This is a genomic window from Bradyrhizobium sp. I1.14.4 (assembly GCF_050435825.1).
Taxonomy (GTDB): domain Bacteria; phylum Pseudomonadota; class Alphaproteobacteria; order Rhizobiales; family Xanthobacteraceae; genus Bradyrhizobium.
The window spans coordinates 53,565-74,358 of record NZ_JBNDLA010000011.1 but is presented as its reverse complement, the minus strand read 5'-3'; the positions used below and the strand labels follow the sequence as shown (position 1 = coordinate 74,358).

The following is a 20,794-nucleotide window of genomic DNA, read 5'->3' as shown; positions in this document are numbered from 1 at the left end:
TCACCCCTTCTCTTTTTGTCGGCTGGCGGCCGCCTACCCCGCGATCTCCAGCCCCGCCGTCGCGTAGACCACGCCGCCATCGACCGCGATGGTGTTGCCCACGACATAGTCGCCGGCGCGCGAGGCGAGATAGATCGCAACACCCGCCATATCTTCGTCGGTGCCGACGCGCTTCGCCGGAACACGCTTGGCGACGTCATCAGCGTGGTCGCGCGCGGCCTTGTTCATGTCCGACTTGAAGGCGCCTGGCGCGATCGCGGTGACGTTGATGTTGTCTTTGATCAGGCGCGTCGCCATCCGCCGCGTCAGGTGGATCACCGCGGCCTTGCTCGCGGCATAGGAATAGGTCTCCATCGGGTTGACGAAGATGCCGTCAATCGAGGCGATGTTGATCACCTTGCCCGGTCTGTCATGTGTCGCCGCGGCGCGCAGCGGCTTGGCCAGCGCCTTGGTCAGGAAGAAGATCGACTTGACGTTCAGGTTCATGACCTTGTCCCAGCCGCTCTCGGGGAATTCGTCGAAATCCGCGCCCCATGCCGCGCCGGCATTGTTGACGAGGATGTCGAGCTTCGGTTCGCGCTTGATGACCTCACTGGCGAGCTTTTCGCAGCCCTCGACGGTCGAGATGTCGATCGGAAGCGCGATGCATTCGCCGCCATATTCGGCGGTGAGCTCCTGGGCGGTGGCCTCGCACGGCCCGGCCTTGCGCGCCGTGATGTAAACTTTCGCGGCACCCTGCGCGAGGAAGCCGGCCGCGATCATCTTGCCGATGCCGCGCGATCCCCCGGTCACCAGTGCGACGCGGCCTTTCAGTGAGAACAGATCCTTGAACATGTTGCCTCCGTAGCTATGGCAAGCGTTCTGGCCGTGTTGACGGAGCTAGTCAAGGAACCGCCGCGGCAGATTGTGTCGCCGGATTAATCCCAGACACTGTCCAGACAGTTGACCTGCAGGGCGCGCGTCGGTCCGATCAAGCTTTCTTGAGATGTGATGCATTGCACAAACGGGTCAGCCGCTTTGACACATCATGCGCGTGGGGTGGAATTCCAGGACAAGGAGTTCCAATAATGAAGCACATTTCATTGCCGGTGACGGGTGTGATGCCTGTCACCCCTGTTCAATTTAGGCGAAGGCGGAAGGGTCTGTTTGCGGCAATCCTTGGCGCAATTCATTTTTCGCGGCGGGCCCAGGCGCGCCGGGTTCTGAAGCAGTACCAGCATCTGATCGACCGTGCCGACCGGCGCCGCACCAGTCCGGAGGGCGGCAATGTCCATCTCTGAGCGGTCGACGACGCGCAAATCGATCATCCGGCTTCCGGAGATCAGCGAGACCAAGTTGCTCATTGCAATCGCGATTGGGTTTCTTGTGCTGCATATCCTCACCGCGACATTGTTGATGCCGGCGGCCACGGCTGATGCGGCCGCGCCGCAAGACGTGAGGGCGGCTCACACCGACTAGCGCTTCACCGGATTCATGCACCATCCCTGTCATCAACGGAGGTCCACTCGTGGCCGACGTCACGTCATTTCTTGTGCTCAGCGCAGCGGTCTTTTGCGGCGCCTTCGTGTCGGGTCTCGCCGGCTTTGCCTTCTCCGCAATCGCCGGCGCCATCCTGCTGCATGCGATGCCGCCGACCGAGGCGGTGCCGCTGATGATGGCGTGCAGCGTCGGCGTGCAGGCGGCCAACCTGTGGGCGCTTCGGCACAACATTCAGTGGAAGCAGAGCCTGTCGCTGATTGTCGGCGGACTGCTGGGTGTGCCGCTCGCGCTCTGGCTGCTGCACAACGCCGACAGCCGGACGTTTCGCGAAGGCTTCGGCATCATGGTCGCGCTCTATGCCGGCTATATGCTGTTCAGGCCCGCGATCGGCTACGGGCGGTTGCCCGAGGGGCGCAACGCGCTCGTCGGGTTCGGCGGCGGCCTGATCGGCGGGTTGACCGCGATGCCCGGCGCACTGCCGACCATCTGGTGCGATATCCATGGCGTGCCGAAACAGCAGCAGCGCGGCCTCGTGCAACCCTTCATCGCCGCGATGCAGATTTCAGCGCTCGCGATGATGCTGCTTCATCGCGACCTGTCGATGAAGGTCGCCTATGACGTCGTCCTGAGCGCGCCGGCGCTGCTTGCCGGTTCGTGGCTCGGCATCTTTGCCTTCCGCAACATCAATGAAGCAAACTTCAGGCGGGTGATCCTCGGCCTGCTGCTGGTGTCGGGGCTGTTGCTGGTGATCTGAGACGCGTTGCTCGATCACGCCGCGTCGATGCGGCGAAAGCCGTTCCACACCGCGGTGGCGGCGCCGGAGGTCAAGACCGGCAAGAGCCGCGCGTCCTGATAATTGCCGTTCAGCGAGACCCGCTGCAACGCGGTCAGATGATCGGCGCTTTCGGGAAACAGCATACCCGGACGCGTCGTCACCGCGGTCCGAAAGCCGATCGACCTGGCGAGCGCGAATTCGCGCTGTCCGGCGGCGATCCGGTCGCCATAGGGATAGGCGAGATGCAGCGCCGGCCGCTGCAGCGCATCCTCGATCCGAGCCCGGCTGGTCGCGAGCTCGAACGATGCGATGGTCTCGCTCTGCTTGGCGAGATTGCAATGGCTGATGCTGTGCGCGCCGATCGTGACCAGCGGATCGTCGGCAAAGCCGCGCAACTCGTCCCATGACATGCAGAGCTCGCGCGCGATGCCGCTCTCGTCGACGCCATGGCGGGCGCACAGCGCTGATATCTCGGCCTGCATCTCCTTGTCGCCCGGCAGCGAACGGAGCCAGTCGTGAACGCGGCCGAATGCGGCCCGTTTGGCTTGCGGCGTCGCGGTGTCGATCCGCGTCATTGCGCCGTCGATCGGCACCTCGATCGCTGACGCTGCCGCGATCGCCCGCTCCAGCGCGATCCACCACAGCCTGCCGCAACCCTCGGCGAAATCGCTCGCGACATAGACGGTAAACGGCGCGCCGAACTCGCGCATCACGGGCAGCGCGAAATCGCGGTTGTCGCGATAGCCGTCGTCGCAGGTGAAGCAGGCGAAGCGCCGCGCGAAATTCCGTTCGGTGAGACGGCGATGCGCCTCGTCCATGCTGACGACGTCGACGTCGAGCGCGCGCAGATGCGTCAGCATCGCGCGCAGGAAATCCGGCGTGACCTCAAGATGATGATTCGGCTGGAACGCGTCGTCGCGACGCGGACGAACGTGGTGCAGCATGAAGATGGCGCCGACGCCGGCGAAGATCGGTCGCAGCAGAACGTGCGCACCCGAGAAATACAGCGCCTCCAGCCCGGCGCGGATCACGGTGTTGCGGAGTTGTTTCATGAGGGCGCGGGCCGGCCGATTTGCATTCCGCCGCAAACTTAGCGAAAGACCACTGAAGAAACTGTTATCCCGATCCGACGCGGCGCCCCCGTCATGGCGCTTGATTTGGGGTTTGACAGTCAGCCAAGGGTTTGTTTTCTCTCTGGTTCCCGACCCGCAGGACGCTGAATGCACGGACTTTTCAAGTGGAGTAGCAAGTGGTGGCCGGGGGTGATTCCACTGGTCGTCCTGTGGGGTATCGCGGCCTGGACCAGCACGGCAACGGTCGAAGCGGATCTTGCCGCGCGCTCTAATGCCGCACTCAAGGACACCGTGCTCGACAAGCGTCGCATCAGCGTCGACGGCCGCGACGTGACGTTTGCGGCCAACGCCTTCTCCGAAGACGGCCGGCTCAGTGCCGTGGCGTCGGTCGATGCCGTGCCGGGCGTGCGGCTGGTCAACGACGAGACCCGCCTCGTTCCCGAAGCCAAGCCCTTTGTCTGGTCGGCGGAACGCGACGTCGTGCGGGTCACGCTTGGCGGCAATGCGCCGCTGCCGTCGAGCAAGAGCAAGCTGGCCGAGGCCGCGAAGGCCGGTCTCGGCGGCGTCGAGGTGGTGGATCAGATGGCGCTCGCCCGCGGCGCGCCGTCGCGATTCGACGCGGCAGCGCTGTTGCTGCTCGACCAGATCGGCAAGCTGAAGGAAGGCAAGATCACGCTGACCGACAGCAAGGTTGCTCTCGCAGGCATGGCGCGCGAACTCGGCGGGCGCGAAGCGGTCGCAGCGGCGCTGAAGAACCTGCCGGAAGGCTATTCGATCGCTGCCAACGACATCAAGGCGCCGCCTTATGTGTTCCAGGCCTACAAGGACCCGGTCGCGGTGACGCTGACGCTGACCGGCTACGTGCCCGACAACAACGTGCACGCCGCGCTGGTCGCGGCTGCCGGCCGCAAGTTCTTCAGTGAGAAGGTGGTCGATAATCTCAAGGCCAGCCTCGGCGCGCCGTCAGGTTTTGCGGCAGCCGTGGTGCCCGCGCTCGGCGCGCTGTCGCGGCTGTCGACCGGTACGCTCGTGGTGTCGGACCGCGAGGTGAAGCTGTCAGGCGATGCACTCTACGATGCCGCGGCCGGCCAGATCCGCGACGGGCTCGGCAAGGACTTTCCGCAGGGCTGGCAGTACAAGGCCGAGGTCACGGTCAAGCCGGCGGCGGCGCCGGTCGATCCCACGGTCTGCCAGCAGCTGTTTTCCGAGATCCTCTCAAAGGGCAAGATCCGCTTCGAGTCCGGCAAGGCCGACATCGTTCCTGATTCCGCCGGCCTGCTCGACCGACTGATCGAGACCGCGATGCGCTGCCCTAACGCGACGATCGAAGTCGCCGGCCATACCGACAGCGACGGCGAGGAAGCCGCCAACCAGGCATTGTCGGAGCGGCGGGCGCAGGCCGTGGTGGATTATCTCGTGCGCGCCGGACTGCCTGCCAACCGCTTCACGCCGATCGGCTATGGCAGCACGCAGCCGCTCGCCGGCAACGAGAGTGAAGACGGCAAGGCGCAGAACCGCCGCATCGAATTCGTGGTGAAGTAGCGATGACTGTGCTCGCGACATTCTTCTGGGGTTGGCTGCTCGGCGCCGCGCTGCTCGGCTTTTGCATGGGCTGGATCGCGGTGGTGCATCGGGCGCAGGGCGTCTCGAAGGTCTGGATGCGCTGGTTGGCACTGCTTGCCGCCGCGCTGGTGGCGGCGTCGTTCGCGCGGATCGTGCCCGGCCGCTTCGGCTACTGGCTCGATCTCTTCCTGATCATGTTCGCACTCTACCTCGTCGGCTGCGCGATCGGCTCCTGGTTGCGCGACTGGGTGGTCTCCCGCAGCAAGCCCGCGTGCTGATCCCAAACCCCTGATCCAGCGGACCTGAGCGGCACCACCACATGCCGCGCGCGCCGCATGCATTTTAGTGCTTGACATTAATACGTACGTACGTATTAAATCGCAGCCATGCCAAAACCCTCTCTCCGCGATGCCATCCTCGACGCCGGTCTCAAGGCCATGTTCCGGACCGGCTATCACGGCACCAGCGTGCGCGACGTCACGGCCGCTGCCGGCGCGCCGCAGGGCTCGTTCACCAACCATTTCCGCTCGAAGGAGCTGTTCGCGTCCGAAGTGCTCGACCGCTACTTCCTCTATGTGCGCGGCCTCGTCGCGGAAGCGTTGAGCGACACGACGCTGCCTCCGCGCGAACGGCTCAGGCGCTATCTCGATCTCATCACCGGCAAGCTTGCGCATGACGGCTTCACCCGCGGCTGCCTGATCGGCGATTTCAGCCTCGAGGCGTCAGGCTCGAGCGAGATGCTGCGCGAGCAGCTCGACGAAATCTTCCGGGAATGGCGCGCGCCGTTTGCGGCCTGCATCGCCGAAGCTCAGGCCAAAGGCGAGATCGCGTCCGACTTCGATCCCGATGAACTTGCCGATTTCCTGCTCGCATCCTGGCAGGGCGCGATGCTGCGCATGAAGGTTGAGCGCAGCGCGGCTGCGCTTGAGCGTTTCAAGACGATCGCATTCCAAACCGTGTTCAAGGAGTTGCCATGACCATATCCGCCGATATCAGCCTGCATCATCGCTCCGTGTTCGGGACCACGATGGCCTATCGCGAGACCGGACGCAGCGCCGCGCCGCACGTGCTGTTCCTGCACGGCAACCCGACGTCGTCCTACATCTGGCGCAACATCATGCCGCTGGTCGCGCCGGTCGGCCACTGCATCGCGCCCGACCTGATCGGCTACGGCCAGTCCGGCAAGCCCGACATCGCATACCGCTTCTTCGACCATGCGGATTATCTAGACGCGCTGATCGACGAACTCGGCATCAACTCGGCGTATCTCGTCGCCCAGGATTGGGGTACGGCGCTCGCGTTCCATCTCGCGGCGCGTCGTCCGGAATTGGTGCGTGGGCTCGCCTTCATGGAGTTCATCCGCCCGATGCGGGATTGGTCCGACTTCCACCAGCACGAGGCGGCACGGGAGACGTTCCGGAAGTTCCGCACGCCGGGCGAGGGCGAAGCCATGATCCTCGACAACAACGCCTTCGTCGAACGCGTGCTGCCCGGCTCGATCCTGCGCGCGCTCAGCGAGGAGGAGATGGCCGCCTACCGCGCGCCGTTTGCGACGCGCGAGAGCCGCAAGCCGACATTGATGCTGCCGCGCGAGCTGCCGGTCGCAGGCGAGCCGGCCGATGTCGATCATGCGCTCACCGTGGCGCATGCGGCGCTTGCGGCATCGACGTATCCGAAGCTGCTGTTTGCCGGGTGTCCCGGCGCACTGGTGTCGCCGGCCTTCGCCGCCGATTTTGCGGCGAAGCTGCAGCATTGCGCGGTCATCCAGCTCGGCGCGGGTGCGCACTATCTGCAGGAAGATCATCCGGAGGCGATCGGTCGCTCGGTCGCCGGGTGGATCGCCGGTATCGAGGCCGCCAACGCGCAGCGCCGCGCGGCATGAGTTGATGGGAGAGCATGCCATGACCGATCTCTCGATCACCTATTGCCGTCCCTGCGGCTACGAGAAGCGCGCCAGGGAGGCCGCCGCGCTGCTGCGCGAACGCCTCGCGCTCGATGCGGAGCTGGTGCCCGGCAAGGGCGGCATCTTCGAGGTCACGCTTGACGGCAAAGTGATCGCCAAGCGCGCCAAGGGGCATTTCCCCGATGCCGCGGAGATCGTCGCCGCGGTGGCGGCTGCGCGGGCCTGAGGCGATGCGCCGGCTTGCCTCGTTGCCGCCACGTGATTATTGCGACGGCAACCTTTGCTGATCAGGCGCCGCGGACTGCGCCTGTCCCCGTAGTTTCCCGGATGGCCTTGCGCATCGATCTGCGGGCCAACTGCCGTCCGCCCACGCCAAGCCTTGTCGAAGGTGGCGAGAAACGCGCATATTTGTGCACCCGCTGTCATGAATCATCCCTAATATCTTGAAGATGCGCGTTTTATTGTCGTTTGACGAATTCCACTCCGGCTTGAAACGCGCTACACGGAGCAGGGAACAGCGAAGCGCCGGCGGGGTTCGCCCGGGAGCCGTCGTCGTGGGATCGCAATTCGAGGTCTAGATGCTGGAAGCAATCCGCAGGGCGATGGCGTTTCTGCGTCAGAAGCAAATCCTGCATCGGCTGGGTGTTGTCATCAGCATCGCCGTTATCGGCATCGCCTGTTACGTCCTCTATCACATGCTCCGCGGCATCGACACCCACGAGGTGCTCGAAGCCATCAAGAGCACCGAGCCGCGTCAAATCGCGCTGGCGGGACTTTTCGTCGCAGCCGGCTATTTCACGCTGACCTTCTACGATCTGTTCGCGGTGCGCGCGATCGGCCACGCCCACGTGCCCTATCGCATCAATGCACTCGCCGCGTTCGCCTCCTATTCGATCGGCCACAATGTCGGCGCCAGCGTCTTCACCGGCGGCGCGGTGCGCTACCGGATCTATTCGGCGTGGGGATTGAATGCGATCGACGTCGCCAAGATCTGCTTCCTCGCCGGCCTCACCTTCTGGCTCGGCAATGCCGCGGTGCTCGGGCTCGGCATCGCCTATCATCCGGAGGCCGCCGCCAACATCGACCAGCTGCCGCCATGGCTCAACCGCGCGCTGGCGCTCGCGATCATCGTCGCGCTGGTCGCCTATGTGGTCTGGGTCTGGACCCAGCCGCGGGCGGTCGGCCGCGGCCCCTGGACGGTGACCCTGCCGGGCGGTCCGCTGACGCTGCTGCAGATCGCGATCGGCATCGTCGACCTCGGCTTCTGCGCGCTGGCGATGTACGTGCTGGTTCCGGACGAGCCCAATCTGGGTTTCGTGGTGGTCGCGGTCATCTTCGTGTCGGCGACCCTGCTCGGCTTCGCCAGCCATTCCCCGGGCGGGCTCGGGGTGTTCGACGCCGCCATGCTGGTCGGCCTCTGGCAGATGGACCGCGAGGACCTGCTCGGCGGTATGCTGTTGTTCCGGCTGCTCTACTATATTGCGCCGTTCGTCATATCTGTAATCTTGCTGACGTTTCGGGAGGTTATCGTCGGCGCCCGACTCAAACGGCTGCCGCAGGCTGATTCGGGTCCCCGCACTGAGCCGCATCATGAGGCGGTTCTGGTTCGCAAGCGCGGAGACTCCGGGGTCTGATGAAGCGGCCCGATGCCTCCCGAGGGAAGGTCGGTGTGACCGTGCCTGGGCGAGACATGAACCGACGGGATGAAAGCCGCCGCGATGGCAATTGACGATTCAGCTTCCTCGATCTTCTCGCCCTGGCCCGACCGGTTGCGCCATTCCGCGCTGATCCTGCTTGCCGCAGCGCTGGCGTTGAGCGTGGTGGTCGCGCTTGGCGAATTGTCGCTGGTGCGCGCCTGCGCGGTGTTCGTTTGCATCGCGGCCGCCGCGCTGGTGCCTTGGCGGCTGCATGATGCCGGAACCTCGCGCGAGGATGTCCGCGGCGTCAATCCGGTCGAGGCCGCCGCGGTCAGCGCCGTCGTTGCCGGCATGCCGGATCCGGCTGTGCTGCTCGATCGCGCCGGCCGCGTCATCCATCTCAACACCGCCGCGGCCGAGCTCGCGCCGGCGCTGCGCAGGAACGAGCTGGCGCAATTTGCCCTGCGTTCGCCGGAGATCATCACCGCGTTGCGCGAGGCGATCGCGACCACCGAGCCGCGCCGCGCCACCTACACCGACCACGTCCCGGTCGATCGCTGGATGGAATTGGTCATCACGCCGGTGCCGGTGCCGACCCAGTTCGGCGGCACCGAGAAGTGCATGCTGATGACCTTCCACGACCTGACGCCGCTGCGCCGGGTCGAGGAGATGCGCGCCGACTTCGTCGCCAATGCCAGCCATGAGCTGCGTACGCCGCTCGCCGCCTTGTCCGGCTTCATCGACACGCTGCAGGGGCCGGCGCGCGACGACGCGCGGGCGCGCGAGCGCTTCCTCGGCATCATGCACACCCAGGCCACCCGCATGGCGCGGCTGATCGACGATCTGCTGTCGCTGTCGCGGGTCGAGCTGTCGGCCCATGTGCGGCCCGAGGCCTCGATCGACATCGTACCGATCATCCGCCAGGTGGCCGACGGGCTCGAGGCGCTGGCCAGCGAGCGCCAGGTCGAGATCGATGTCGACCTGCCGCTGACCCCGGTCACCATCGCCGGCGACCGCGAGGAACTGCTGCGGCTGTTCGAGAACCTGATCGAGAACGCCCTCAAATACGGCGCCTCGGGGGGCCGCGTCATAGTGTCGCTGAATCAGGCCGCTTCGGCCGCATCGGGCGAGGGCAGCCCCGAAATCCGTGTCATGGTACGGGATTTCGGCCCCGGCATCGCCCCGGAGCACCTGCCGCGGCTGACCGAGCGCTTCTACCGGGTGGATGTCGGCGATAGCCGTAATCAGGGCGGAACGGGCCTCGGATTATCGTTGGTGAAACATATTCTTAACCGTCACCGCGGGCGCCTTTTGATCGAGAGCGTGCCGAAGAATGGCGCGACTTTTACCGCCTGTTTTCCCCGGCCGAAGACCCCATTGCCGACCCAAAGCTAAGCATTTTCAGCTGCTTGGCTCTGTCATCCAACTGTCATCCAACCTTCGTAAAAGCAGCACCGACCGCTCCTAGATGGACCGGCGTGAGCGCAATCGGGCGCATTCGGCGCTTCGCTCACAAGGATGGAGACCACCCATGAATTTCATCAAAGCAATCGTCGCTGCCGGCATGGTCGCCGCTTCGACGTCGGCCTTCGCTGCCGATATTACCGGCGCGGGCGCGACGTTTCCGTTCCCGATTTATTCGAAGTGGGCTGACGCCTACAAAAAGGACACCGGCAACGGTCTGAACTACCAGTCGATCGGCTCCGGCGCCGGCATCAAGCAGATCCAGGCCAAGACCGTGACCTTCGGCGCCACCGACGCGCCGCTCAAGGCCGAGCAGCTCGAGAAGGACGGCCTCGTCCAGTGGCCGATGGTGATGGGCGCGATCGTTCCGGTCGTGAACGTCGAAGGCGTCAAGTCGGGCGATCTCGTGCTCTCCGGCGAAGTGCTCGGCGACATCTATCTCGGCAAGATCACCAAGTGGAATGACGCGGCGATCGCCAAGCTCAATCCGAAGCTGACCCTGCCGGCCGACGCGATCACCGTCGTGCGTCGTTCGGACGGTTCGGGCACCACCTTCAACTTCACCGACTACCTCGCCAAGTCGAACGCCGACTGGAAGTCCAAGGTCGGTTCCGGCACCGCGGTCGAGTGGCCGGTCGGCGTCGGCGCCAAGGGCAACGAAGGCGTCGCCGGCAACATCAGCCAGACCAAGAACGCGATCGGCTATGTCGAATACGCTTATGCCAAGCAGAACAAGCTGACCTACACCGCGCTGGTCAACAAGGCCGGCAAGACCGTGCAGCCGACCATCGCCGCCTTCCAGGCAGCTGCGTCGAATGCCGACTGGTCCAAGGCCCCCGGCTACTACGTGATCCTGACCGACCAGCCGGGCGATGCCTCCTGGCCGATCACCGCGGCGACCTTCATCCTGATGCACAAGGATTCGACCGACAAGGCGGCCTCGCAGGAAGCCCTCAAGTTCTTCAAGTACGCCTTCGAGAAGGGTGGCAAGGCGGCCGAAGAGCTCGACTACATCCCGATGCCGGAGTCGGTCGTCAAGCTGATCGAGAAGACCTGGTCCTCGGACATCAAGAGCTAAGCCTGACGCTTCGAACAAAGCCTGTGCCGCCTCTCAAGGGCGGCACAGGCAGAGCGATCGAGACCCGGGTTCCGCCACCGCGGCAAGAAACGCGGGCGTGGCCCGGGGTTCGCGCCCCGGGGGCGCAAGCCGGAACGACGCCCGGCCAAATGCGTCAGTAAGGATCGCTTCGGGGGCGTGGCGGTTTGCGTGGCTTTCACATAGTAAAGAGGGAATTGGCGTGGCAGACATGGCTGTTCAGAGCGATGTAATGGAAGCCGCGGGACCTTACGATCGCGCCAAGGCCCTCAGCGCCTTCAAGCTGGGTGATCTCACCTTCTATTGGATCACACGCATCTCGGCGATTTCGGTTCTGTTGATCCTCGGCGGCATCATTCTGTCGCTGATTGTCGGCGCTTGGCCGGCGATGAAGGAATACGGCTTTGCCTTCCTCTGGACGCAGCGCTGGGCGCCCTCGGCTGATCCGCCGGTGCTCGGCGCGCTCGGCCCGATCTACGGCACCCTGATCACGTCGATCATCGCGATGATGATCGCGATTCCGGTTGGCCTCGGCATTGCCATCTTCCTCACCGAGCTATGCCCGCAAATGCTGCGGCGCCCGATCGGCATCGCGATCGAGCTGCTCGCCGGCATCCCGTCAATCATCTATGGCATGTGGGGTTTCTTCGTCCTCGGCCCGTTCCTTGCGAACACCTTCCAGCCCTTCATGATCAGGATCTTCGAGGGCGTGCCGGTGCTCGGCGCGGTGTTCGGAGGCCCGCCGTCCTATCTCAGCCTTTTCAACGCGGCGCTGATCCTCGCCATCATGGTGCTGCCCTTCATCACCGCGATCTCGGTCGACGTGTTCAAGACCGTCCCGCCAGTGCTGAAGGAGGCCGCCTACGGCATGGGCTGCACCACCTGGGAAGTGGTCCGCAGCGTGGTGATCCCCTACACCCGGGTCGGCGTGATCGGCGGCATCATGCTGGCGCTCGGCCGCGCACTCGGCGAGACCATGGCGGTCACCTTCATCATCGGCAACTCGTTCCGCATTTCGTCGTCGATATTTGCGCCGGGAACCACGATCTCGGCGGCGATCGCCTCCGAATTTGCCGAGAGCGACGGCCTGCACCAGTCCGGCCTGATCCTGCTCGGCCTGCTGCTGTTCGTGCTGACCTTCTTCGTGCTCGCCGCGGCGCGCTTGATGTTGATGCGGTTGGAAACGAAGGCGGGGAAGTGACGTCATGAATCCGATCTACAAATCGCGTCGCCGCTACGACATCATCATCCGCGCGCTCTGCTTCGCGGCGGCGGCGTTCGGCGTCACCTGGCTGGCGCTGATCCTGATCACGCTGGTCTATAACGGCCTTGCCGGGCTGAGCGTGCAGCTGTTCACCCAGAACACCCCGCCGCCCGGATCGACCGACGGCGGCCTTCTCAACGCCATCGTCGGCTCGATCATCATGACGGTGATCGGCGTCGGCATCGGCGCGCCGCTCGGCCTGTTCGCCGGCACCTACCTCGCCGAGTACGGCAAGCACGACAAGCTCACCTCGGTGATCCGCTTCATCAACGACATCCTGCTCAGCGCGCCTTCGATCATCATCGGCCTGTTCATCTATGGTGCGGTCGTGGTGCCGATGCGCGGCTTCTCGGCGATCGCCGGTGCGCTGGCGCTCGCCGTGATCGTGATCCCGGTCGTGCTGCGCACCACCGAGGACATGCTGCTGCTGGTGCCCAATCCGCTGCGCGAGGCGGCCTCGGCGCTCGGCCTGCCGCGTTCGCTGGTCATCAAGCGGATCGCTTATCGTGCGGCCCGATCGGGTCTGATCACCGGCGTGCTGCTGGCGACCGCCCGTGTCGCCGGCGAAACCGCGCCGCTGCTGTTCACCGCGCTGTCGAACCAGTTCTTCAGCTGGGATTTGACCAAGACGATGGCCAACCTGCCGGTGACCATCAACAACTTCGTGCAGAGCCCCTACGCCTATTGGAAAGAGCTGGCGTGGAGCGGCGCGCTGCTCATCACATTCACCGTGCTCGCGCTGAATATCGGCGCGCGTATCCTTGGTGCCGAAAGGGCCGCAAAATGACCGAGCTTTCTGTCTCCATGACTGCCGCGGGCCACGTTCCCCAGGTTCCGCTTCCGGACGCGCCCCCGAAAGTCACGGTGCGCAACCTCAACTTCTATTATGGCGAGCACCACGCGCTGAAGAACATCAACCTGACGCTCGGCACCAACCGCGTCACGGCGTTCATCGGCCCGTCCGGTTGCGGCAAGTCGACCCTGCTGCGCATCTTCAACCGGATGTATGACCTCTATCCGGGCCAGCGCGCGGTCGGCCAGCTGATGCTGGACCAGACCAACATTCTCGATCCCAAGCTCGACCTCAATTTGCTGCGTGCGCGGGTCGGCATGGTGTTCCAGAAGCCGACGCCGTTCCCGATGACGATCTACGAGAATATCGCCTTCGGCATCCGCCTCTACGAGAAGATCTCGAAGTCCGAGATGGACGACAGGGTCGAGAAGGCGCTGCGCGGCGGCGCGCTGTGGAACGAGGTCAAGGACAAGCTGAACGCCTCCGGCCTCTCGCTCTCCGGCGGCCAGCAGCAGCGCCTGTGCATCGCGCGCACCGTCGCGGTGCGTCCCGAGGTGATCCTGTTCGACGAGCCGTGCTCGGCGCTCGACCCGATCTCGACCGCCAAGGTCGAGGAGCTGATCCAGGAACTGTCCGAGGACTACACGATCGCGATCGTCACCCACAACATGCAACAGGCGGCGCGCGTCTCCGACAAGACGGCCTTCATGTATCTCGGCGAGCTGATCGAATTCGACGACACCAACAAGATATTCACCTCACCGAGCGATCGGCGCACCCAGGACTACATCACCGGCCGGTTCGGCTGACCGGCGCATGATCCGGAAAAGTGGAAACCGGTTTTCCGATCAGATCATGCTAAATTGAGGACAACGAAATCATGATCCCCGGGATCATGATTGAGGGGAGACAAGCGATGGCTTCTGAACATACCGCCAAGGCATTCGATAGCGATCTGCAGGAGTTGACCCGCCTGGTCGCCGAGATGGGCGGCCTCGTCGAGCGGATGATCACCGAGTCGGTCGACGCGCTGATCCGTCGCGACGTCGCGCTGGGCAAGCGCGTGGTCGCCGCCGACATCGAGATCGACAATTTGCAGCGCCTCATCGAAGAGCGCGCGGTGCTGACGATCGCGCGCCGCCAGCCGATGGCGATCGACCTGCGCGAGATCGTCAGTGCGATGCGCGTGGCCACCGACCTCGAGCGGATCGGCGACCTCGCCAAGAACATGGGCAAGCGCGTCGCAGCACTGGAGAGCGACTTCCAGCCGCTGAAGCTGATCCGCGGCCTCGAGCACATGACCGACCTCGTGCTGTCGCAGGTCAAGTCGGTGCTCGACGCCTATGCCGCGCACGATCTGCCGGCTGCGATGAACGTCTGGAAGGGCGACGAGGAAGTCGATGCGATCTGCACCTCGCTGTTCCGCGAACTGCTCACCTACATGATGGAGGATCCGCGCAACATCTCGTTCTGCATCCATCTGATGTTCTGCGCCAAGAACATTGAGCGGATCGGCGATCACGCCACCAACATCGCCGAGACCGTGTTCTACATGATCGAGGGCCAGCAGATCACCGACAAGCGCCCGAAGGGCGACATGACCACTTTTGCCACCACGGTGCCGGGCAACTAGGGCATGATCCGCACGTGCGGAACCGGATTGTCCTCGCGACAAAAGGCTTTCGCGGGGACCTTGCTGAAGGAAGTAAGCGTTTCGGTTTGCGTCTGGGCAACGGATCACCACACAGAAAGAACTTAAACCGATGAGCGCACGCATTCTGGTAGTCGAAGACGAGGAAGCGCTGACGACGCTGTTGCGCTACAACCTCGATGCGGAAGGCTACGATGTCGAGACCGTGGGGCGCGGCGACGATGCCGACACAAGGCTGAAGGAGCGCATTCCCGACCTCGTGGTGCTCGACTGGATGCTGCCGGGCCTGTCCGGCATCGAGCTGTGCCGCCGCCTGCGGGCGCGGCCCGAGACCAAGCAGCTTCCGATCATCATGCTGACCGCGCGCGGCGAGGAGAGCGAGCGCGTGCGCGGGCTTGCCACCGGCGCCGACGACTACATCGTCAAGCCGTTCTCGGTACCAGAGCTGCTGGCGCGGGTGAAGGGCCTGTTGCGCCGCGCGAGCCCGGAGCGGCTTGCGACCGTGCTGACCTATGGCGACATCGAGCTGGACCGCGAGAAGCGCCGCGTGGCGCGCTCGGGCCGCCCGATCGATCTCGGGCCGACCGAGTATCGCCTGCTCGAATTCTTCCTCGAGCATCCCGGCCGCGTGTTCAGCCGCGAGCAACTGCTCGACAGCGTCTGGGGCCGCGACATCTATATCGATGAGCGCACCGTCGACGTGCATATCGGCCGCCTGCGCAAGCTGCTCAATCCGGGCCGCGAGCAGGATCCGATCCGCACCGTGCGCGGCGCCGGCTACGCGCTCGACGACCGGTTTGCAAAGGCCGAGCCGCAGCCGTAACGGCCCCAAACAATCGCAGTCTCCTGGCCCGGTATGCAATCGCACTCTGGGTCTGGACCCTTGGTTCCGTCATTGCTTCGTCGCTTCAGCGCAAATTGCTCTGCAATTTTGTCGCGAGCTCCCCGCAGTGACGGCATCAACAAAAAATCCCCGCTTTCGCGGGGATTTCTTTCGTGCAGTCCAGGCTTGTTTCCCGAGTGCTACTTGATTTGTGGCTTCGCCGACGGCCGGCGGCGGTCGGCGGCGGGCTGGTAGGCAACGCGCGAGTGATGCGCGCAATAGGGCAGGCCGGCGAGCGCCTTGCCGCCGCAGAAGAAGAATTCCGGGCTCGATGGATCGCCGACCGGCCAGTGGCAGGTGGCTTCGTTGAGCTCGAGCAGTGACAGCCGTTGGCTCATCGGCACCACATTATCGTAGGAGATCGGATCGGACTCCATCTCGACCTCGAAGGCGTGCGCGAGCGCCGTGTTGCCGCGCGAAACAGGGCGCGCCACCCGCATCATGTGCTGGGCGGGGCGGGCCTTGCGCTGCCGTGGCGCGGCCGTGGAGGGAGCCTTGGCGCGGCCGGAGAGGCCAAGCCGATGTACTTTGCCGATCACGGCGTTTCGCGTCACATTGCCAAGTTCCGCGGCGATCTGGCTGGCCGAGAGGCCGGATTCCCAGAGCTTCTTCAGCTGTTCGACGCGATCGTCGGACCAGGTCAATACAGTCATCGCATTCTTCCTTTCGCGGAGCGCCGGCCAGTCATTGGAGCGGGCGCTGCGAGCCAATCTGGATAAAAATCCCAGCGGCCAGAATCCCTTAGCCCTCGCCGGGCGCGGTCTTGCGCCCGAACGTTTACGTGAGACACGAAGGCTACTTAGAGGGTCCAGTACTGCCGCACGAGATGTCGTACCCGACAGGCCAAACGCTACAATATGGCGTGACTCTGGCGCAAGAGTCCGCGGCCGTGCGTCCACATGTTCCCACAAAGTTAAGCATTGCGGTGAGGCTTTTCCACCGCACCGGAATGCTCCGGATTGCGCTCGTTTCGCATTGCAGGAAGACCGGCAAAGGCCGGCTTCTGGCGATTGACAGTTACTGGCCGCAGCATAGAATGTTTGGCACGTGCCGCCCGCAAAGGCGGCACGTTTTGTTTTCCGAAGCTGGCTGTTGCTGCGCTGGCGTCAAGGCGCGCGGCAATTTGTTGGCTTCAAACCGTCAGTGAACGCCATGACCAACAGTGCCTCGTCGCATCTGCTCCCCGTCTTCGCCAGGGTCGATCTGGGCTTCGAGCGCGGTGAGGGCGCCTGGCTGATCGCAACCAACGGCGATCGCTATCTCGATTTCACCTCGGGCGTCGCGGTGAACGCGCTCGGGCATGCGCATCCGCATCTGGTCAAGGCGCTGCAGGAGCAGGCGACCAAGCTCTGGCACATGTCGAACCTGTTCAAGAGCCCGGACGGCGAGGTGCTCGCCGCGCGGCTGTGCGAGCAGAGCTTTGCCGACTTCGTGTTCTTCTGCAATTCCGGCGCGGAAGCGATGGAGGGCGTGATCAAGCTGGTCCGCCACTATCACTTCTCCAAGGGCCATCCCGAGCGCTACCGCATCATCACCTTCGAAGGCGCCTTCCACGGCCGCACGCTGGGTACGCTCGCTGCGACCGGTGCGGCGAAATATCTCGAAGGCTTCGGTCCGCCGATGGACGGCTTCGACCAGGTGCCGCATGGCGATATCGAGGCGGTGAAGAAGGCGATCGGCCCGCACACCGCCGGCATCCTGATCGAGCCGGTGCAGGGCGAGGGCGGCGTGCGTTCGGCGCCGCAGGCCTTCTTCAAGGCATTGCGCGCGCTTTGCGACGAGCATGGCCTGCTGCTCGCATTCGACGAGGTGCAGACCGGCATGGGCCGCACCGGCGAATTGTTTGCCTACAAGCGCACGGGTGTCACGCCGGACGTGATGTCGCTGGCGAAGGCGCTCGGCGGCGGCTTCCCGATCGGGGCGGTGCTGGCGACCGCGCAGGCAGCGGCCGGCATGGCGCCGGGCTCGCACGGCTCGACCTTCGGCGGCAATCCGCTCGCGGTCGCGGCCGCCAATGCCGTGCTCGACGTCATGCTCAAGCCCGGTTTCTTCGACCACGTGCAGAAGATGTCGCTGCTGCTCAAGCAGAAGCTCGCTTCCGTCGTCGACCGCTATCCCGGCGTGCTATCGGAGGTGCGCGGCGAGGGCCTGTTGATCGGCGTCAAGGCCGTGGTGCCGTCGGGCGACCTGGTCGCCGCGCTGCGCAACGAGAAGCTGCTCACTGTCGGCGCCGGCGACAATGTGGTGCGGTTCCTCGCGCCCCTGATTGTCACCGAGGCCGAGATCGACCAGTCGATCGTCTCGCTCGAGCGCGCCTGCTCCGTGCTATCGGCGGCGCTGCCGAAGAAGGCGGCAGGGTGATGAGCAAGCAGGTCCGTCACTTCCTCGATATCAACGAGCTGCCGCTCGCCGAACTGCGCAACATGCTCTCCGCCGGAGCCGCCATGAAGGCGAAGCTGAAGGCACATGAGAAGGGCAGGAAGCCGCTCGAAGGCAAGACGCTGGCGATGATCTTCGAGCGCCCGTCGACCCGTACCCGGGTGTCATTCGACGTCGGCATGCGCCAGCTCGGCGGTGAATCCATCATGCTGACCGGCGCCGAGATGCAGCTCGGCCGCGGCGAGACCATCGCCGACACCGCGCGCGTGCTGTCGCGCTATGTCGATGCGATCATGATCCGCATCCTCAATCATGACGCGCTGCTCGAGCTCGCAGCCCACGCCACCGTGCCCGTCATCAATGGCCTGACCCGGCGTTCGCATCCCTGCCAGGTGATGGCCGACCTCATGACCTATGAGGAGAATCGCGGCTCGATCGAGGGTAAGACGGTGGCCTGGACCGGCGACGACAACAACGTGCTGGCTTCCTGGGCCCACGCCGCCGAGCGCTTCAAGTTCAACCTCAACATCGCGACGCCTCCCGAGCTCTCGCCGAAGAAGCCGATACGCGACTGGATCAAGGCGACCGGCGCTTCGATCATGCTCGGCACCGACCCGGAAGCGGCCGTGCGCGGCGCCGATTGCGTCGTCACCGACACCTGGGTGTCGATGGGTGACAAGGAGGGCGAGCACCGCCACAATGTGCTGCGGCCCTATCAGGTCAATGCCAAGCTGATGTCGCTTGCCAAGCCGGACGCACTCTTCATGCACTGCCTGCCCGCGCATCGCGGCGAGGAGGTCACCGACGAGGTGATCGACGGGCCGCAATCCGTGGTGTTCGACGAGGCGGAAAATCGCCTGCATGCGCAGAAGGGCATTCTGGCGTGGTGTTTCGACGCGGTCGCGTAAGCACCAACGCTGTCGTCCCGGGCAAGCGTAGCGCGACCCGGGACCCAAAACCACCGCCGTCAATTGTTGTGAGGGCTGCGGCCACAGCCGGCTACATCGACTGACAGTGGTGGTTATGGGTCTCTGCTCCAGTGCGCAATTGCGCACAAGGCAGGGACGACGAATTCGCGTTTGAGTGAACCCCTTTATTTCATGGTCCGAGACCCCAGATAGAGCGCCATGGTTTCACAATCCCCCGACATCAAAATCCAGGCCGAGACGCCCATTCGCGCGCCGTCGGCGGTTCCTGTCGACGATGCCGTGCTGGCCTTCGAGGTCGGCGCGCTGGACTTGCGCGGCCGGCTGACCCGGCTCGGCCCCGCGCTCGACGAGATCCTGCACAAGCACGATTATCCGCCGGCGGTCGGCAAGCTGCTCGGTGAGGCCATCGTGCTCACCACGCTGCTCGGCTCGTCTGTCAAGTTCGAGGGCCGTTTCATCCTGCAGACCCGGACCGAAGGTCCGGTCTCGCTGCTGATCGTTGATTTTCAGGCGCCCGACCGGCTGCGTGCCTATGCGCGCTATGACGTGGCGCGTCTCAACGAGGGGCAGACCTCGGGTGAGCTGCTCGGCAAGGGCCACCTTGCGATGACGATCGATCAGGGCTCGAACACCAGCCGCTACCAGGGGCTGGTCGCGCTCGACGGCGGCGGCCTGGAAGAGGCGGCCCACGAATATTTCCTGCGCTCGGAGCAGATTCCGACGCGGGTGCGGCTTGCGGTCGGCGAGGAGATGCGCGGCGGCGAAGGCGGCAAGCTGCATTGGCGCGCCGGCGGCATCCTGCTGCAATTCCTGCCCAAGGCCCCCGAGCGCGCCAAGCAGGCCGATCTGCATCCCGGCGACGCGCCGGAAGGCACCATCACGCACTCCGTGCCGGATGACGATGCCTGGGTCGAGGGACAGTCGCTGATCTCGACCGTCGAGGATGTCGAGCTGATCGATCCCGACCTCTCCAGCGAGCGGCTGTTATATCGCCTGTTCCACGAACGCGGCGTGCGCGTCTTCAACCCGCAAACACTGCGCGCGCAGTGTTCCTGCTCGCGCGATGCGGTGTCGTCGATGCTGAAGAGCTTTGCGCCGAACGACCGCGCCGAGATGGTCAAGGACGGCAAGGTCGTCGTGACCTGCGAGTTCTGCTCGTCGGTGTATGAGTTCACGCCGCAGGAGGCGGGCGTCGAGTAGGCGCTTCTCGCCACGGGCAATACTCGTCTTCACCCGCGAACGCGGGTGATCCAGTATTCCAGAGACGTTTGTGGATACGGACAGGCCGCGGTGTACTGGATGCCCCGCATGCGCGGGGCATGACACCGCTAATTCAACACTCTTTTCCCGTCCGGGCTCGGGCTATCCAGCGAGAATGTCGGCACGTCGATGTCGAAGCGCTCGCCTGCTTCGGTGACCATCTGGTAGCTGCCGGTCATGAAGCCGGAGGCGGTCGGCAGCGGCACGCCGCTGGTGTATTCGAAGCGCTCGCCGGGCGCGAGCACCGGTTGCTCGCCGACCACGCCCTCGCCACGCACCTCCTGGCGGCGGCCGGTGGCGTCGGTGATGATCCAGTGCCGCGTGCGCAGCTGCACCGTTTCCGGGCCCGAATTGACGATCACGATCTTGTAGGACCAGAAATATTCGCGCCGGTCGATCGACGAACGCTCCGGCATGAAGTTCGGCTCGACGGTGACTTCGATCTGGCGGGTGACGGCGCGGTACATACGGCTCAATCCGATGGTCTTGGCGCGTGATCCGTTTCGACCGGATCATGCTCAAACATGCGCCATCATAGCCAATTGAACCGCCGGAACCAATCGCCTGCCAGGCCGTGAAAAGCCGCCCCCCGGGGCGGTCTGTTCATCGCGCTTTCAACATAGTTCCGCTCTAAAGCGCGGCCGC

Annotated in this window: 23 protein-coding genes; 19 read left to right on the top strand and 4 right to left on the bottom strand. The window is 64.6% G+C overall.

The window, feature by feature from the left end:
- Positions 1-33: 33 nt before the first annotated feature.
- Positions 34-834, bottom strand: coding sequence for an SDR family NAD(P)-dependent oxidoreductase (locus tag ABIB78_RS22465; RefSeq protein ID WP_429028702.1), 801 nt, complete (start codon positions 832-834; stop codon positions 34-36).
- A gap of 233 nt (positions 835-1,067) precedes the next feature.
- Here ABIB78_RS22465 and ABIB78_RS22460 point away from each other — a divergent pair, with 233 nt between their 5' ends.
- From ABIB78_RS22460 to ABIB78_RS22450, 3 genes are read left to right on the top strand one after another with little or no spacing between them, the layout of a single operon-like run.
- On the top strand, positions 1,068-1,280 hold the full coding sequence (locus ABIB78_RS22460) for a hypothetical protein (protein WP_429028700.1): 213 nt from the start codon (positions 1,068-1,070) through the stop codon (positions 1,278-1,280).
- Positions 1,267-1,458, top strand: a complete 192-nt coding sequence (locus ABIB78_RS22455; protein ID WP_429028697.1) for a hypothetical protein — start codon at positions 1,267-1,269, stop codon at positions 1,456-1,458. The genes ABIB78_RS22460 and ABIB78_RS22455 overlap by 14 nt, the downstream gene beginning before the upstream one ends.
- A gap of 49 nt (positions 1,459-1,507) precedes the next feature.
- On the top strand, positions 1,508-2,233 hold the full coding sequence (locus ABIB78_RS22450) for a sulfite exporter TauE/SafE family protein (RefSeq protein WP_429028695.1): 726 nt from the start codon (positions 1,508-1,510) through the stop codon (positions 2,231-2,233).
- Between the two features lie 14 nt (positions 2,234-2,247).
- On the opposite strand, the gene ABIB78_RS22445 is transcribed toward ABIB78_RS22450, so the two are convergent.
- On the bottom strand, positions 2,248-3,306 hold the full coding sequence (locus ABIB78_RS22445) for a polysaccharide deacetylase family protein (protein WP_429028693.1): 1,059 nt from the start codon (positions 3,304-3,306) through the stop codon (positions 2,248-2,250).
- 168 nt (positions 3,307-3,474) lie between these two features.
- Here ABIB78_RS22445 and ABIB78_RS22440 point away from each other — a divergent pair, with 168 nt between their 5' ends.
- The 13 genes from ABIB78_RS22440 to phoB all read left to right on the top strand — a co-directional run bounded on the left by ABIB78_RS22440 (position 3,475) and on the right by phoB (position 15,521).
- Positions 3,475-4,869 carry an OmpA family protein gene (locus tag ABIB78_RS22440; RefSeq protein ID WP_429028690.1) on the top strand — a complete coding sequence of 465 codons (1,395 nt, stop codon included), beginning with the start codon at positions 3,475-3,477 and terminating at the stop codon, positions 4,867-4,869.
- 2 nt (positions 4,870-4,871) lie between these two features.
- Positions 4,872-5,168 carry a hypothetical protein gene (locus ABIB78_RS22435; RefSeq protein WP_429028688.1) on the top strand — a complete coding sequence of 99 codons (297 nt, stop codon included), beginning with the start codon at positions 4,872-4,874 and terminating at the stop codon, positions 5,166-5,168.
- 108 nt (positions 5,169-5,276) lie between these two features.
- Positions 5,277-5,867 carry a TetR family transcriptional regulator C-terminal domain-containing protein gene (locus ABIB78_RS22430; RefSeq protein WP_429028687.1) on the top strand — a complete coding sequence of 197 codons (591 nt, stop codon included), beginning with the start codon at positions 5,277-5,279 and terminating at the stop codon, positions 5,865-5,867.
- A complete protein-coding gene (locus ABIB78_RS22425; protein WP_429028684.1) occupies positions 5,864-6,772 on the top strand; it encodes a haloalkane dehalogenase in 909 nt (302 codons plus the stop codon). Before ABIB78_RS22430 ends, ABIB78_RS22425 begins: the two co-directional genes overlap by 4 nt.
- A 19-nt stretch (positions 6,773-6,791) precedes the next feature.
- Positions 6,792-7,019 carry a SelT/SelW/SelH family protein gene (locus ABIB78_RS22420; protein WP_429028681.1) on the top strand — a complete coding sequence of 76 codons (228 nt, stop codon included), beginning with the start codon at positions 6,792-6,794 and terminating at the stop codon, positions 7,017-7,019.
- Positions 7,020-7,371: 352 nt separating this feature from the next.
- Positions 7,372-8,427, top strand: a complete 1,056-nt coding sequence (locus ABIB78_RS22415; RefSeq protein ID WP_429028679.1) for a UPF0104 family protein — start codon at positions 7,372-7,374, stop codon at positions 8,425-8,427.
- An 84-nt stretch (positions 8,428-8,511) separates the two neighbouring features.
- The gene (locus ABIB78_RS22410) at positions 8,512-9,825 is read left to right on the top strand and encodes an ATP-binding protein (protein WP_429028676.1); all 1,314 of its coding nucleotides are present in this window, start codon (positions 8,512-8,514) and stop codon (positions 9,823-9,825) included.
- Between the two features lie 136 nt (positions 9,826-9,961).
- A complete protein-coding gene (gene pstS / locus ABIB78_RS22405; RefSeq protein WP_429028675.1) occupies positions 9,962-10,972 on the top strand; it encodes a phosphate ABC transporter substrate-binding protein PstS in 1,011 nt (336 codons plus the stop codon).
- Positions 10,973-11,201: 229 nt separating this feature from the next.
- Entirely contained in the window at positions 11,202-12,191 is a 990-nt protein-coding gene (gene pstC, locus ABIB78_RS22400; RefSeq protein WP_429028674.1) for a phosphate ABC transporter permease subunit PstC, read from the top strand.
- Between the two features lie 4 nt (positions 12,192-12,195).
- Complete coding sequence (gene pstA, locus ABIB78_RS22395) at positions 12,196-13,041, top strand: phosphate ABC transporter permease PstA (protein WP_429028671.1); 846 nt, start codon at positions 12,196-12,198, stop codon at positions 13,039-13,041.
- Positions 13,038-13,856, top strand: coding sequence for a phosphate ABC transporter ATP-binding protein PstB (pstB, locus tag ABIB78_RS22390; protein WP_429028668.1), 819 nt, complete (start codon positions 13,038-13,040; stop codon positions 13,854-13,856). The genes pstA and pstB overlap by 4 nt, the downstream gene beginning before the upstream one ends.
- A gap of 107 nt (positions 13,857-13,963) precedes the next feature.
- The gene (gene phoU, locus ABIB78_RS22385; RefSeq protein ID WP_429028665.1) at positions 13,964-14,680 is read left to right on the top strand and encodes a phosphate signaling complex protein PhoU; all 717 of its coding nucleotides are present in this window, start codon (positions 13,964-13,966) and stop codon (positions 14,678-14,680) included.
- Between the two features lie 130 nt (positions 14,681-14,810).
- Positions 14,811-15,521 carry a phosphate regulon transcriptional regulator PhoB gene (phoB, locus tag ABIB78_RS22380; protein WP_029079895.1) on the top strand — a complete coding sequence of 237 codons (711 nt, stop codon included), beginning with the start codon at positions 14,811-14,813 and terminating at the stop codon, positions 15,519-15,521.
- A gap of 200 nt (positions 15,522-15,721) precedes the next feature.
- On the opposite strand, the gene ABIB78_RS22375 is transcribed toward phoB, so the two are convergent.
- The gene (locus ABIB78_RS22375; protein ID WP_429028664.1) at positions 15,722-16,234 is read right to left on the bottom strand and encodes a GcrA family cell cycle regulator; all 513 of its coding nucleotides are present in this window, start codon (positions 16,232-16,234) and stop codon (positions 15,722-15,724) included.
- 499 nt (positions 16,235-16,733) lie between these two features.
- On the opposite strand from ABIB78_RS22375, the gene ABIB78_RS22370 reads away from it, so the two are divergent.
- The 3 genes from ABIB78_RS22370 (at position 16,734) to ABIB78_RS22360 (ending at position 20,089) form a co-directional block, all read left to right on the top strand.
- Positions 16,734-17,942: an aspartate aminotransferase family protein gene (locus ABIB78_RS22370; RefSeq protein WP_429028662.1), complete on the top strand. Its 1,209-nt coding sequence runs from the start codon at positions 16,734-16,736 to the stop codon at positions 17,940-17,942.
- On the top strand, positions 17,942-18,868 hold the full coding sequence (argF, locus tag ABIB78_RS22365; RefSeq protein WP_429028660.1) for an ornithine carbamoyltransferase: 927 nt from the start codon (positions 17,942-17,944) through the stop codon (positions 18,866-18,868). The genes ABIB78_RS22370 and argF overlap by 1 nt, the downstream gene beginning before the upstream one ends.
- A 219-nt stretch (positions 18,869-19,087) precedes the next feature.
- The gene (locus tag ABIB78_RS22360; RefSeq protein ID WP_429028658.1) at positions 19,088-20,089 is read left to right on the top strand and encodes an Hsp33 family molecular chaperone; all 1,002 of its coding nucleotides are present in this window, start codon (positions 19,088-19,090) and stop codon (positions 20,087-20,089) included.
- 128 nt (positions 20,090-20,217) lie between these two features.
- Here ABIB78_RS22360 and apaG read toward each other — a convergent pair whose 3' ends face one another.
- On the bottom strand, positions 20,218-20,616 hold the full coding sequence (apaG, locus tag ABIB78_RS22355; protein WP_092123063.1) for a Co2+/Mg2+ efflux protein ApaG: 399 nt from the start codon (positions 20,614-20,616) through the stop codon (positions 20,218-20,220).
- Between the last annotated feature and the right edge of the window lie 178 nt (positions 20,617-20,794).

Bases quoted from the DNA above. Each gene is read 5' to 3' on its own strand.
- ABIB78_RS22375 (WP_429028664.1), bottom strand. From the start codon at position 16,234: ATGACTGTATTGACCTGGTCCGACGATCGCGTCGAACAGCTGAAGAAG.
- apaG (WP_092123063.1), bottom strand. From the start codon at position 20,616: ATGTACCGCGCCGTCACCCGCCAGATCGAAGTCACCGTCGAGCCGAAC.
- ABIB78_RS22445 (WP_429028693.1), bottom strand. From the start codon at position 3,306: ATGAAACAACTCCGCAACACCGTGATCCGCGCCGGGCTGGAGGCGCTG.
- pstS (WP_429028675.1), top strand. From the start codon at position 9,962: ATGAATTTCATCAAAGCAATCGTCGCTGCCGGCATGGTCGCCGCTTCG.
- ABIB78_RS22435 (WP_429028688.1), top strand. From the start codon at position 4,872: ATGACTGTGCTCGCGACATTCTTCTGGGGTTGGCTGCTCGGCGCCGCG.
- phoU (WP_429028665.1), top strand. From the start codon at position 13,964: ATGGCTTCTGAACATACCGCCAAGGCATTCGATAGCGATCTGCAGGAG.
- ABIB78_RS22455 (WP_429028697.1), top strand. From the start codon at position 1,267: ATGTCCATCTCTGAGCGGTCGACGACGCGCAAATCGATCATCCGGCTT.
- pstC (WP_429028674.1), top strand. From the start codon at position 11,202: ATGGCTGTTCAGAGCGATGTAATGGAAGCCGCGGGACCTTACGATCGC.
- ABIB78_RS22425 (WP_429028684.1), top strand. From the start codon at position 5,864: ATGACCATATCCGCCGATATCAGCCTGCATCATCGCTCCGTGTTCGGG.
- ABIB78_RS22440 (WP_429028690.1), top strand. From the start codon at position 3,475: ATGCACGGACTTTTCAAGTGGAGTAGCAAGTGGTGGCCGGGGGTGATT.
- ABIB78_RS22370 (WP_429028662.1), top strand. From the start codon at position 16,734: ATGACCAACAGTGCCTCGTCGCATCTGCTCCCCGTCTTCGCCAGGGTC.
- ABIB78_RS22460 (WP_429028700.1), top strand. From the start codon at position 1,068: ATGAAGCACATTTCATTGCCGGTGACGGGTGTGATGCCTGTCACCCCT.
- phoB (WP_029079895.1), top strand. From the start codon at position 14,811: ATGAGCGCACGCATTCTGGTAGTCGAAGACGAGGAAGCGCTGACGACG.
- pstA (WP_429028671.1), top strand. From the start codon at position 12,196: ATGAATCCGATCTACAAATCGCGTCGCCGCTACGACATCATCATCCGC.
- ABIB78_RS22415 (WP_429028679.1), top strand. From the start codon at position 7,372: ATGCTGGAAGCAATCCGCAGGGCGATGGCGTTTCTGCGTCAGAAGCAA.
- ABIB78_RS22410 (WP_429028676.1), top strand. From the start codon at position 8,512: ATGGCAATTGACGATTCAGCTTCCTCGATCTTCTCGCCCTGGCCCGAC.
- argF (WP_429028660.1), top strand. From the start codon at position 17,942: ATGAGCAAGCAGGTCCGTCACTTCCTCGATATCAACGAGCTGCCGCTC.
- ABIB78_RS22465 (WP_429028702.1), bottom strand. From the start codon at position 834: ATGTTCAAGGATCTGTTCTCACTGAAAGGCCGCGTCGCACTGGTGACC.
- pstB (WP_429028668.1), top strand. From the start codon at position 13,038: ATGACCGAGCTTTCTGTCTCCATGACTGCCGCGGGCCACGTTCCCCAG.
- ABIB78_RS22420 (WP_429028681.1), top strand. From the start codon at position 6,792: ATGACCGATCTCTCGATCACCTATTGCCGTCCCTGCGGCTACGAGAAG.
- ABIB78_RS22360 (WP_429028658.1), top strand. From the start codon at position 19,088: ATGGTTTCACAATCCCCCGACATCAAAATCCAGGCCGAGACGCCCATT.
- ABIB78_RS22430 (WP_429028687.1), top strand. From the start codon at position 5,277: ATGCCAAAACCCTCTCTCCGCGATGCCATCCTCGACGCCGGTCTCAAG.